Origin of the sequence: Burkholderia sp. BCC1640 (genome assembly GCF_902833125.1) — a bacterium.
GTDB classification, from domain to species: Bacteria; Pseudomonadota; Gammaproteobacteria; order Burkholderiales; family Burkholderiaceae; genus Burkholderia; species Burkholderia diffusa.
In genome coordinates, this window is sequence record NZ_CADFEF010000178.1 from 1 (window position 1) to 431 (window position 431).

The following is a 431-nucleotide window of genomic DNA, read 5'->3' on the forward strand; positions in this document are numbered from 1 at the left end:
GGCGAAGTGCTGGGCAAGACTGCCCCACGCCATACCAGTGCGCAGTTCGTCGCATTCCTCACCGAGGTGGTATCGGCACAGCCAGCCGGAAAGGAGATCCATGTGATCTGCGACAACGTCAGCAGCCACAAAACCGACGCCGTTCAAACCTTTCTGGCTGACCATACGAACGTCTCGATACATTTCACCCCCACGTATTCGTCATGGCTGAATCAGGTCGAGAACTGGTTTGCCCGCATCCAGCGCGACGTCATCACGCGTGGGGTATTCACCAGCACCAGAGATCTCGACAAAAAGCTCATGCGCTATATCCGCCAATACAACAAGCAGGCAGCTCCATTGAAATGGAAGTATTCCGAGCCAACTCGACGCATCCGGTGCAATTCATCCGGTTCAATGGACTAGCCGAACGGCCGACTGCCGGCGCCGCC

At 56.6% G+C, this 431-nt stretch carries 1 protein-coding gene; it reads left to right on the top strand.

The window, feature by feature from the left end; translation table 11 throughout:
* A partial coding sequence (locus HWX25_RS33090; protein WP_175912804.1) for an IS630 family transposase occupies positions 1–405 on the top strand: 405 nt, incomplete at its 5' end.
* Positions 406–431 lie beyond the last annotated feature (26 nt).